Source organism: Bacillus halotolerans, from assembly GCF_004006435.1.
GTDB classification, from domain to species: Bacteria; Bacillota; Bacilli; order Bacillales; family Bacillaceae; genus Bacillus; species Bacillus halotolerans.
In genome coordinates this window covers 207,733-220,326 of record NZ_CP029364.1, presented here as the reverse complement: position 1 = coordinate 220,326, position 12,594 = coordinate 207,733, and the positions used below count along the sequence as shown (strand labels likewise).

Genomic DNA, 12,594 nt, shown 5'->3' with positions numbered 1-12,594 from the left:
ATTTTCTGCAAAATAAAGATAAATAAATTGGTTTTTTTGACAACTTTTATAGTGCTTCATACGTCTAACAAAACGTGTGTATTTGAAATTAGATTGGGAGGATAAAATGAATGACAAGCCCCACTCGCAGAAGAACTGCGACGCGCAGACGGAGAAAACTAAATAAAAGAGGTAAACTTTTGTTTGGTATGTTGGCCGCAATCATTTGTTTCACGATTTGGAATGCCATTCATCGAGAGGATGAAGAAGCCGAACCATCTCAAGAAGCTGCGGCGGTTTCTGATACCGGTCAGAAGCAAGCTGATCAGAAGAAAAACAAAGCCAAAAAAACAGAGGAACAAATAAAAGCAGTGGACCGCAATCAAAAAATCAGCAGTTATTTAAAAGAGATCGGCTTCAGCGGGACAGCCATGATCGTCAGAAATGGAGAAGTCGTAATCAATAAAGGTTTTGGTTACGCGGACCGCGAGCATCATATAAAAAACAATCCTGCGACATCCTTTTATGTCGGATCGTCACAAAAAGCGCTGATAGCAACCGCTATTTTGCAGCTTGAGGAAAAGGGAAAGCTCCAGACAAGTGATCCGGTCAGCACGTATTTATCCCATTTTCCCAACGGAAAGAATATTACATTAAAGAATCTGCTTACTCATACATCGGGGATAAACGGACATGTTGAAGGGAATGGCGAGATCACTCCGGATGACTTAATAAAAGACATAGAGCAGCAAGGAATCAAACGCCAGCCTGGAATATGGGACTATCAGGATTCTAACTATACAGTTCTCGCTTATATTGTTGCTGAAGTGAGCGGTGAGTCTTATGAACAATACATAACCAATCATATCTTTAAGCCTGCAGGGATGACGCATTCGGGTTTTTACAAGACATACGATAAGCAGCCTTATCCAGCTGTCGGCTACAAGCTAAAAGGCAGCAGGGCCGTCACACCGTATATGCCTGATTTATCTCAGCTTTATGGAGCAGGCGATATATATATGAGTGCTGCCGATATGTACAAATTTGACAAAGCACTGATAGACGGCAAGCTCTATTCGCAAGAAAGCTATGAAAAAATGTTCACGCCAGGGAGCAGTTCCACATACGGGATGGGATTTTATGTTGCTCCCGGAAGCTATTCAAACCACGGAGTCATGCCGGGCTTCAACGTATTGAACAGCTTCAGCAAATCCGGACAAACCGTTGTTGTTTTGTTGTCAAACATTCAAAATAACGCTAAACTTGGACAAGTGAACAATAAAATATACCAGCTTCTAAATCAGGAGTAATTTACGATCTGTTTTTTCAAAAGATTGGCGGATTCACGTTCGGCACGATAAATAGGGGCGGCTCGGCAAACGTTAAGCTGGCAAGCTTGACAAGTATTTCCGACACAATTACAATGAAGTTGTAACATTTGTTTTTTTAACATGATTGTTAAACCATTTAAACTTGACAAGGGCGATGAAACTTTCATTCCCTGTGAAGGTTCTGTATGTTGAGAAAACTAGACAATGTACATGCCGACACTTATTTTGAGCAACAACCAAGTTCATAGCAAGAGGAGGTGAAAGTATGACCCCAATTATGATGGTTCTCATCTCCATTTTGCTGATTCTACTCGGTTTAGTTGTTGGCTACTATGTTCGTAAAACCATTGCCGAAGCGAAAATTGCAGGCGCACGCGGTGCAGCCGAGCAAATTCTTGAAGATGCAAAGCGTGATGCTGAAGCACTGAAAAAAGAAGCTCTGCTTGAAGCAAAGGATGAAATCCACAAACTTCGAATAGATGCTGAACAAGAAGTTCGTGAAAGACGAAATGAGCTTCAAAAACAAGAAAACCGTTTACTCCAAAAGGAGGAAAACCTTGATCGCAAACATGAGGGAATTGATAAACGGGAAGCGATGTTGGAGAAGAAAGATCATTCTCTGAATGAACGACAACAACATATTGAAGAGATGGAAAGCAAAGTGGATGAGATGATTCGTATGCAGCAGTCAGAGTTGGAACGAATTTCGAGTCTGACTCGTGACGAAGCGAAACAAATCATTCTTGACCGGGTTGAAAACGAGCTTTCACATGACATCGCCATCATGACAAAAGAAACTGAGAACCGTGCGAAAGAAGAGGCGGATAAAAAAGCGAAAAACATTCTTTCACTCGCCTTACAGCGCTGCGCAGCGGATCACGTTGCCGAAACAACGGTATCAGTTGTCAATCTTCCAAATGATGAGATGAAAGGACGTATCATCGGCCGGGAAGGGCGTAACATTCGTACGCTTGAAACGCTGACAGGTATTGACCTGATTATCGATGATACCCCTGAAGCTGTCATTCTGTCCGGATTTGATCCGATCAGACGTGAGACAGCAAGGATTGCTCTTGATAAACTCGTTCAAGATGGCCGTATTCATCCGGCACGGATTGAAGAAATGGTTGAAAAATCTCGCCGCGAGGTCGATGACTACATTCGTGAGATGGGTGAGCAAACGACATTTGAGGTTGGCGTTCACGGCCTCCACCCAGATCTGATCAAGATTCTCGGCCGCTTAAAGTTCCGTACAAGCTACGGTCAAAATGTGCTTAAGCATTCCATGGAAGTCGCATTCTTGGCTGGGCTGATGGCATCGGAGCTTGGAGAAGATGCAAAGCTTGCTAAACGGGCGGGACTTCTTCATGACATCGGAAAAGCGATTGACCATGAAGTAGAAGGAAGCCACGTTGAAATCGGAGTCGAGCTTGCGACTAAATATAAAGAGCACCCAGTCGTAATTAACAGTATTGCATCACACCATGGGGACGAGGAGCCGACTTCCATTATCGCTGTGCTGGTAGCTGCAGCAGATGCGCTTTCCGCTGCAAGACCTGGCGCAAGAAGTGAGACGCTCGAGAACTACATTCGAAGACTTGAAAAGCTCGAAGAAATTTCTGAGTCCTACGAAGGTGTTGAAAAATCATTTGCGATTCAGGCTGGACGTGAAGTGCGTATTATGGTGAAGCCGGATTCAATAAATGATCTTGAAGCTCATCGCCTGGCGCGAGATATCCGAAAACGAATTGAGGACGAGCTCGATTATCCAGGTCATATTAAAGTGACAGTCATTAGAGAAACTCGAGCCGTAGAGTATGCAAAATAAAGTGATGCGCTAAGCATCACTTTATTTTTTTGACGGCTGAGGAATAGAAAGGATTTACAAAATGAGAATTTTATTTATCGGAGATGTTGTCGGGTCACCGGGCCGCGACATGGTAAAAGAGTATGTGCCAAAGCTGAAAACAAAATACAAGCCTCATTTTACCATTATAAATGGCGAAAATGCCGCACATGGAAAAGGCTTAACAGAAAAAATCTATCACAGTTTAATACAGTCTGGCGCAGATGCGATCACGATGGGAAACCATACATGGGACAAAAAGGAAATTTTTGATTTTATCGACGATGTTCCGAACTTAGTCCGTCCCGCAAACTTTCCGGAAGGAACACCGGGAAAAGGGATCACATATGTGAAAGCAAACGGTAAAGAACTAGCTGTTATCAACTTACAAGGCCGTACGTTTTTACCGCCGCTCGATGATCCGTTTTTAAAAGCGGATGAATTAATTGCCGAAGCTGCTAAAAGAACACCGTACATTTTTATCGACTTCCATGCGGAAGCGACAAGTGAAAAGCTTGCACTCGGCTGGTACACGGATGGACGGGCATCTGCTGTAGTAGGAACTCACACTCACGTGCAAACAGCGGATAACCGCATTTTGCCGAAGGGCACGGCATATATTACTGATGTAGGAATGACCGGCCCATATGACGGTATACTGGGGATGGACAGAGAAACGATTATCAAACGTTTCAAAACAAACCTTCCTGTGCGCTTTACTGTCGCTGAAGGAAAAACAACCCTGAGCGGAGTCGTCATCGATATAGACGATCAAACGAAAAAAGCCGTTAAAATCGAACGTATTTTAATCAATGATGATCACATGTTCTTTGAATAATTGATCACATGGTTATTTTATAAAAATATTAAAAAGAAAAGCAGGAATATAGCAACTCCTTAGTGAATATAGTAAAAATGGAAGGTAGCCCGCTATTTTTGAAAAGCATTGTGGGGATGGCTTTTTGGATAGCAACATCTAATAATGATTGTTCTAATGAACACTCACTTATCCATTGTAAAACTAAGGGGGAGCAGAAATGGAAATCTTAAAAGTTTCAGCAAAATCGAGTCCAAATTCAGTGGCAGGTGCGCTTGCAGGTGTGTTAAGAGAGCGCGGAGCCGCCGAGATTCAAGCAATTGGAGCGGGTGCTTTGAACCAAGCTGTAAAAGCTGTGGCAATCGCCAGAGGATTTGTGGCGCCAAGCGGGGTTGATTTGATTTGTATTCCGGCTTTTACTGATATTCAGATCGATGGTGAAGAAAGAACAGCGATTAAATTAATCGTGGAGCCTCGCTAAGAAAATTAAAGTATTCACAACCTGTTTGCATATGCAAGCAGGTTGTTTTTCATTTATTGTGATATTTTCTCTCAATAGTATTTTTATAATATAAATGAACCATATGTCATGTGTAAAAACGATTCTGGCTTTTTATAAAAAAATTTAGCCCATTTTTCAAGACGGATACTTTTGTCTTTTCTAGGAGGACACAGCTGTTTACGATGATTCCAGATCATGGTACAATCCGGTTATAACAAGACTTTTAAAGGAGGATTGTACATGCAGAGTGGAAAGATGAAAGCTGTAATGAAAAAACACGGTGCTTTCGGCGCTGTGCTGGCTGAAGTTCCCATTCCTGAAATCGATAAGCATGAAGTTCTTATAAAAGTTAAGGCAGCTTCCATTTGCGGCACGGATGTGCATATTTACAATTGGGACCAATGGGCACGGCAGAGAATAAAAACTCCTTGTGTCTTCGGCCATGAGTTCAGTGGTATTGTTGAGGCTGTAGGCGAGAATGTCAGCAGTGTAAAAATTGGGGAGTATGTTTCTGCGGAAACACACATTGTATGCGGCACATGCGTCCCTTGTTTAACAGGAAAGCCTCATGTATGTAAAAATACGGCCATTATCGGAGTGGACACGGCAGGCTGTTTTGCGGAGTATGTCAAAGTGCCGGCCGAAAACGTTTGGAAGAATCCCGCGGATATGGACCCGGCGATTGCTTCCATTCAAGAGCCTTTAGGAAATGCCGTTCATACAGTTCTTGAGAGTCAGAACGCCGGAGGAACGACTGCTATTATCGGATGCGGGCCGATCGGACTTATGGCGGTAGCGGTCGCAAAAGCAGCAGGTGCAGCGCAGGTGGTCGCCATTGACAAAAATGAGTACAGATTAGCTCTCGCCAAACAAATGGGAGCCACAAGCACGGTCTCCGTCGAAAAAGAAGATCCGCTCAAAATTGTAAGCGCTTTAACGGGCGGGGAAGGAGCTGATCTCGTTTGTGAGATGTCGGGTCACCCTTCAGCTATCGCGCAAGGCCTAGCAATGGCTGCAAATGGCGGGAGATTTCATATTCTCAGCCTGCCGGAACATCCGGTTACCATCGACTTGACGAATAAAGTCGTGTTTAAAGGCCTTACCATCCAAGGGATCACAGGGAGAAAGATGTTTACGACATGGCGGCAGGTTTCACAATTGCTTAGAACAAACACACTGGATCTTTCACCTATTGTTACCCATCAGTTTCCATTAGAAGAGTTTGAGAAAGGGTTTGAACTGATGAGAAGCGGACAGTGCGGAAAGGTTATTTTAATTCCATAAAAGGGGGATCAACATGACAAAAGAATTTGAGTTTCTAAAAGCAGAGCTTGAAAGAATGAAAGAAAACCACACATGGCAAGACGTTAAACAGGTAGAATCAATGCAGGGCCCTTCTGTTACAGTGAATCATAAAAAAGTTATTCAGCTTTCTTCTAATAATTACCTCGGATTTACTTCACATCCAAGACTCATCAAAGCTGCACAGGAAGCTGCTCAGCAATTTGGAGCCGGAACCGGTTCAGTCCGGACAATCGCCGGAACGTTTACAATGCACCAAGAATTGGAGAAAAAACTGGCAGCCTTTAAAAAAACAGAGGCGGCACTAGTCTTCCAATCAGGCTTTACAACAAACCAAGGTGTACTTTCCAGCATTCTTTCAAAAGACGATATTGTCATTTCTGATGAATTGAACCATGCCTCTATCATTGATGGAATCAGATTGACTAAGGCGGATAAAAAGGTTTATCAGCATGTAGATATGAGTGATTTAGAGAAGGTGCTGAGAAAATCAATGAATTACCGCATGCGCTTGATTGTCACTGACGGCGTATTTTCAATGGATGGAAATATTGCTCCTCTGCCTGACATTGTGGAGCTCGCTGAGAAATATGACGCTTTTGTGATGGTTGATGACGCCCACGCATCCGGAGTGCTTGGCGAAGACGGCAGAGGGACGGTAAATCATTTCGGTCTTGACGGAAGGGTTCATATTCAAGTCGGAACGTTAAGCAAGGCAATCGGAGTTTTAGGGGGATACGCTGCCGGTTCAAAGGTGTTAATCGACTATTTGCGTCATAAAGGCCGTCCATTTTTATTTAGCACGTCACATCCTCCGGCTGTAACTGCAGCTTGTATGGAAGCAATTGATGTCTTGCTGGAAGAGCCGGAGCATATGGAGCGTCTGTGGGAGAATACACATTATTTTAAATCAATGCTTGTCCAAATGGGTTTTACTCTCACACAGAGCGAGACGCCGATTTTGCCTATTTTAATAGGTGATGAGGGGGCAGCGAAGCAATTTTCTGATCAGCTTCTGTCACAAGGTGTTTTTGCCCAAAGCATCGTTTTCCCGACTGTTGCAAAAGGAAAAGCCAGAATACGCACAATTATTACAGCTGAGCACACCAAAGAAGAACTGGATCAGGCGCTTGATGCCATTGAAAAGACAGCAAAGGAGCTTCAGCTATTGTAAGGAGAAGGGAACACTCTTCTCCCTTTCATTCCTTATTGATTATTATTCTCAATGAGTGTACAATGATAGGTTGCCAGTTGTGCAGAGCTTCAATAACCTTTATACTGGAGGGTGGAAGTTTGGTTTGAAAGGAGAAATATCATATGAATGAAAAGCAAAAATTAGAGAGCGGACAAGTTAATCCATCGGACAAAAAATCCGAGAAGGATTACAGCAAGTACTTTGAAGCTGTCTACATTCCGCCTTCTTTAAAAGATGCGAAAAAACGCGGCAAAGAAGCCGTTACTTATCATAATGACTTTAAAATTTCTGAAGAATTCAAAGGCATGGGTGAAGGAAGAAAATTCTATATCCGGACGTACGGCTGCCAAATGAACGAACATGATACAGAAGTAATGGCAGGGATCTTTATGGCTCTTGGCTATGAAGCGACAAACTCTGTTGACGATGCCAATGTCATTCTGTTAAATACATGTGCGATCCGTGAAAATGCGGAAAACAAGGTATTCGGTGAGCTTGGACACTTAAAAGCACTCAAAAAAAATAACCCGGATCTTATCTTAGGCGTTTGCGGCTGTATGTCACAAGAGGAATCAGTCGTTAACAGGATTTTGAAAAAACATCCGTTTGTCGATATGATTTTCGGTACGCATAATATCCATCGTCTGCCGGAGCTTTTGTCTGAAGCATACCTTTCAAAAGAAATGGTCATAGAAGTTTGGTCCAAGGAAGGCGATGTCATTGAAAACCTTCCGAAAGTCCGCAACGGAAAAATTAAGGGTTGGGTCAACATCATGTACGGCTGTGACAAGTTCTGTACGTATTGCATCGTCCCGTATACACGCGGAAAAGAAAGAAGCCGCCGTCCGGAAGAGATCATTCAGGAAGTAAGAAGACTTGCAAGCGAAGGCTATAAGGAAATTACACTTTTAGGCCAAAACGTAAACGCGTACGGAAAAGACTTTGAAGATATGAACTACGGCCTTGGTGATTTGATGGATGAGCTGCGCAAAATCGATATCCCGAGAATCCGTTTCACAACGAGTCATCCGCGTGACTTTGATGATCACCTCATTGAAGTGCTTGCAAAAGGCGGCAATCTGCTCGATCATATTCATCTGCCGGTCCAATCAGGAAGCTCAGAGGTCTTGAAACTGATGGCACGCAAATATGACAGAGAGCGTTACATGGAGCTAGTCAGAAAAATCAAAGCGGCTATGCCAAACGCTTCTTTAACAACTGACATTATCGTCGGCTTCCCTAACGAAACGGACGAACAGTTTGAAGAAACGCTGTCATTATACCGTGAAGTGGAGTTTGACAGCGCCTATACGTTTATTTACTCTCCGCGTGAAGGCACACCTGCAGCAAAAATGAAAGATAACGTTCCGATGAGAGTGAAAAAAGAACGCCTGCAGCGTCTGAACGCATTGGTTAATGAAATTTCTGCTAAAAAAATGAAGGAATATGAAGGCAAGGTTGTCGAAGTATTAGTTGAGGGCGAAAGCAAAAACAACCCTGAGGTTCTTGCCGGCTACACTGAAAAAAGCAAGCTTGTGAATTTCAAAGGACCAAAGGAAGCGATCGGCAAAATCGTTCGCGTGAAAATCCAGCAAGCGAAAACGTGGTCGCTTGACGGAGAAATGGCAGGAGAAGCAATCGAGGTGAAATAAGATGACGCTCTACTCTAAAAAAGACATTGTGCAGCAAGCACGAAACCTTGCAAAAATGATCTCTGAAACAGAAGAGGTTGATTTTTTCAAACGGGCTGAAGCGCAAATTAATGAGAACGCAAAAGTGTCTGTAATCATTAATCAGATTAAAGCCCTGCAAAAACAAGCTGTTAATCTGAAGCATTACCAAAAACTCGAAGCGCTCAAACAAGTAGAAGAAAAAATTGATGCGCTGCAAGAGGAGCTTGAAGACATTCCTGTCATCCAGGAATTCAGAGATTCTCAGGTTGAGGTGAATGACCTTCTGCAGCTCGTGGCGACCACCATTTCCAACCAGGTCACAAATGAAATCATTACATCAACCGGAGGCGACCTTCTAAAAGGAGAAACCGGTTCGAAGATGAAACATTCAAATAACAGCTGTTCTCTTTAAACACGGTGCCTTTTCAGGCCCGTGTTTTTTTATGTTAAACTATCAACAGAACTAAATGAACTATGTACTAAATATTCATTATGTTTTGCCGCCTTTAGCCAAATAAACTTTATCGCACTTATGAGTAAAGTTTCTAGGCACCCCTGCATACAATGGAACAGAAACTTTGTATTTTTATATTTTATTTATAAAAATGCACACTAGACGAATGCCCAGCATAAGATAACACGAAGAAGAACAAGGAGGCATGCCGGAATGTCTGAATACAGGGAAATTATCACGAAGGCGGTAGTAGCGAAAGGCAGAAAATTTACACAGTGCACCAATACCATCTCCCCTGAGAAAAAACCGAGCAGCATTTTGGGCGGTTGGATTATCAATCACAAGTATGACGCAGAAAAAATCGGAAAAACCGTAGAAATTGAAGGGTATTATGATATAAACGTATGGTACTCTTACGCAGACAATACAAAAACAGAGGTTGTCACAGAACGAGTGAAGTACGTCGATGTGATTAAACTCAGATACAGAGATAACAATTACTTAGACGATGAGCATGAAGTGATTGCAAAAGTGCTTCAGCAGCCAAACTGCCTTGAAGTCACCATATCTCCAAATGGCAATAAAATTGTTGTGCAAGCGGAGAGGGAATTTTTGGCGGAAGTGGTAGGGGAAACAAAGGTTGTTGTAGAAGTGAATTCTGATTGGGAAGAGGATGACGAAGAGGATTGGGAAGACGAACTTGATGAAGAGCTGGAGGACATCAATCCTGAATTTTTAGTTGGAGATCCTGAAGAATAAAAAAGAGACTAGGGGAGTTGGTACCCCAAGTCTCTTTTTTATATAGACATATCATTCTTTTAACACTTTCTGTTTATGTTATAATGAAGGCTGGCAAATAGAAACGTTGATACATAGTGAGGGATTAAACAATGGCTACTTATACGCCTATGATACAGCAATATTTAAAAATAAAGGCAGAGCATCAGGATGCCTTTTTATTTTTTCGTCTCGGTGATTTTTACGAAATGTTTTTTGAGGACGCTAAAAAAGCGTCACAAGAGCTGGAAATTACGTTAACAAGCAGAGACGGAGGCGCCGCTGAAAAAATACCGATGTGCGGTGTTCCGTATCATTCTGCTTCGGCTTATATCGAGCAGCTTATTAAAAAAGGATACAAGGTGGCCATATGCGAACAAACGGAGGATCCAAAGGCTGCAAAGGGCGTCGTCAAACGTGAAGTCGTTCAGCTGATTACCCCTGGAACTGTAATGGACGGAAAAGGCATCCATGAATCAGAAAACAACTTTATTGCATCAGTTTCGGCCTGCTCAAACGGATACGGGCTGGCGCTGTCCGATTTAACAACGGGTGAAAATTTGGCTGTTTTAATTGAACGGCTGGAAGACGTCATATCAGAAATTTATTCAGTCGGCGCGCGGGAAATTGTCGTAGCGGGAAGCCTTGATGAAAAGACGGTTGCTCAGCTGAAGGAGCGGTGCGGCGCTACCATTTCGATTGAAGATGGTGAAACGGATGAGCACGTTCAGATTATTGAGCATTTGCAGAATTCGGACGTAACGAAAACATTTCTCCGTTTATATACGTATCTGAAAAGGACTCAGAAACGGAGCTTAGATCACCTTCAGCCTGTACAAGTGTATGAGCTTGAAGAAGCCATGAAAATCGACTTATACTCGAAGCGGAATTTAGAGCTGACTGAAACGATCCGTTCAAAAAATAAAAAAGGCTCCCTGTTATGGCTGCTTGATGAAACAAAAACTGCGATGGGAGGGCGGCTGCTGAAACAGTGGATTGACCGTCCGCTTATCAGAGTGAATCAAATTGAAGAGCGTCAAGAAATGGTGGAAACATTAATGTCCCATTTCTTTGAACGGGAAGATCTGCGTGAGCGTTTAAAGGAAGTCTATGATTTAGAACGCCTCGCAGGCCGTGTCGCATTCGGAAATGTCAATGCACGGGATCTCATTCAGCTGAAAGAATCATTAAAGCAAGTGCCCGGCATTAAACAGCTTGTTGCTTCACTGGCTCATAAGAAAGCGAAGGAACGTGCGGAGCGGATTGACCCGTGCGGTGATGTTCTAGAATTACTGGAAGGAGCCCTGTACGAAAACCCTCCGATATCAGTAAAAGAAGGGAACCTGATCAAAGACGGGTACAATCAAAAACTCGATGAATACCGCGATGCTAGCAGAAACGGGAAAGACTGGATTGCCCGCCTTGAACAGCAGGAACGTGAATATACAGGCATTCGGTCATTAAAAGTCGGCTTCAATAAAGTATTTGGCTATTATATTGAAGTGACAAAGGCGAATTTGCACCTTCTTGAAGAAGGGCGCTATGAGCGGAAACAGACGCTAACAAATGCAGAACGCTACATTACACCTGAATTAAAAGAAAAAGAAGCGCTCATTTTGGAAGCGGAAAATAACATCTGCGAGCTGGAATACGAGCTGTTCACCGAGCTGCGTGAGAAAGTGAAATTGTATATTCCGCGTTTGCAGCAGCTCGCCAAACAGATGAGTGAGCTCGATGCGCTGCAATGCTTTGCGACAATCAGTGAAAATCGTCATTACACGAAACCTGAGTTTTCTAAAGATGAAGTTGAGGTCATAGAGGGCAGACACCCGGTTGTTGAAAAAGTAATGGACAGCCAGGAATACGTGCCTAACAACTGTGTGATGGGCGATAACAGACAGATGCTGCTCATTACCGGTCCGAACATGTCGGGGAAAAGCACATACATGAGACAAATCGCGCTCATCTCCATTATGGCGCAAATTGGCTGCTTTGTGCCCGCGAAAAAAGCTATGCTTCCGATTTTCGATCAAATTTTCACCCGAATCGGCGCGGCGGATGATTTGATTTCTGGACAAAGTACATTTATGGTGGAAATGCTTGAAGCCAAAAATGCGATTGTAAATGCAACCAAAAACAGCCTCATTTTGTTTGATGAAATCGGGCGGGGAACGTCCACATATGACGGCATGGCCCTTGCGCAAGCGATTATTGAATATGTTCATGACCATATTGGCGCCAAGACGCTGTTTAGTACGCACTATCATGAGCTGACGGTTCTTGAAGAAAAGCTTCCGCAGCTGAAAAATGTCCATGTTCGTGCTGAGGAATATAATGGAACGGTTGTCTTTCTTCATCAAATTAAAGAAGGGGCAGCTGACAAAAGCTACGGTATCCATGTCGCCCAGCTGGCTGAGTTGCCGGAAGATCTGATTTCGCGTGCTCAAGACATTCTAAAAGAACTTGAGCATTCAGGGAACAAACCGGAAGTGCCAGTGCAGAAACCTGAGGTACCAGTGCAGAAACCTGAGGTAAAAGAAGAGCCGGCACAGCTGTCCTTCTTTGACGAATCGGATAAACCGGCGGCATCACCAAAGCTTTCTAAAAAAGAAAAGCAAGTGCTTGATATCTTTAAATCTCTGAATATACTTGATATGACACCGCTGGAAGCGATGAATGAAATGTACAAGCTGCAAAAGAAATTACATTAAAACGGGG

At 43.2% G+C, this 12,594-nt stretch carries 10 protein-coding genes; all 10 read left to right on the top strand.

All coding sequences use genetic code 11. From position 1 onward, the window contains the following. Positions 1-110 precede the first annotated feature (110 nt). The 10 genes from DIC78_RS00895 to mutS all read left to right on the top strand — a co-directional run bounded on the left by DIC78_RS00895 (position 111) and on the right by mutS (position 12,587). Complete coding sequence (locus DIC78_RS00895) at positions 111-1,289, top strand: serine hydrolase domain-containing protein (RefSeq protein WP_127695202.1); 1,179 nt, start codon at positions 111-113, stop codon at positions 1,287-1,289. Between the two features lie 286 nt (positions 1,290-1,575). Then, entirely contained in the window at positions 1,576-3,138 is a 1,563-nt protein-coding gene (gene rny / locus DIC78_RS00890) for a ribonuclease Y (protein ID WP_010334309.1), read from the top strand. Positions 3,139-3,199: 61 nt separating this feature from the next. Next, positions 3,200-3,994: a 2',3'-cyclic-nucleotide 2'-phosphodiesterase gene (gene ymdB, locus DIC78_RS00885; protein ID WP_003245138.1), complete on the top strand. Its 795-nt coding sequence runs from the start codon at positions 3,200-3,202 to the stop codon at positions 3,992-3,994. A 199-nt stretch (positions 3,995-4,193) separates the two neighbouring features. Next, entirely contained in the window at positions 4,194-4,454 is a 261-nt protein-coding gene (gene spoVS, locus DIC78_RS00880) for a stage V sporulation protein SpoVS (RefSeq protein WP_003154135.1), read from the top strand. 261 nt (positions 4,455-4,715) lie between these two features. Beyond that, positions 4,716-5,759 (top strand): L-threonine 3-dehydrogenase, encoded by a 1,044-nt coding sequence (tdh, locus tag DIC78_RS00875; RefSeq protein WP_103671424.1) that lies wholly within the window; start codon positions 4,716-4,718, stop codon positions 5,757-5,759. A 13-nt stretch (positions 5,760-5,772) separates the two neighbouring features. Continuing rightward, positions 5,773-6,951 carry a glycine C-acetyltransferase gene (locus tag DIC78_RS00870; RefSeq protein WP_024121458.1) on the top strand — a complete coding sequence of 393 codons (1,179 nt, stop codon included), beginning with the start codon at positions 5,773-5,775 and terminating at the stop codon, positions 6,949-6,951. Positions 6,952-7,094: 143 nt separating this feature from the next. Next, positions 7,095-8,624, top strand: coding sequence for a tRNA (N6-isopentenyl adenosine(37)-C2)-methylthiotransferase MiaB (gene miaB, locus DIC78_RS00865; RefSeq protein ID WP_024121459.1), 1,530 nt, complete (start codon positions 7,095-7,097; stop codon positions 8,622-8,624). A 1-nt stretch (position 8,625) separates the two neighbouring features. Continuing rightward, complete coding sequence (ricA, locus tag DIC78_RS00860; RefSeq protein WP_024121460.1) at positions 8,626-9,057, top strand: regulatory iron-sulfur-containing complex subunit RicA; 432 nt, start codon at positions 8,626-8,628, stop codon at positions 9,055-9,057. Positions 9,058-9,312: 255 nt separating this feature from the next. Then, complete coding sequence (gene cotE, locus DIC78_RS00855; RefSeq protein WP_024121461.1) at positions 9,313-9,858, top strand: outer spore coat protein CotE; 546 nt, start codon at positions 9,313-9,315, stop codon at positions 9,856-9,858. Between the two features lie 131 nt (positions 9,859-9,989). Further along, a complete protein-coding gene (gene mutS / locus DIC78_RS00850; protein WP_127695200.1) occupies positions 9,990-12,587 on the top strand; it encodes a DNA mismatch repair protein MutS in 2,598 nt (865 codons plus the stop codon). Positions 12,588-12,594: the final 7 nt, after the last annotated feature.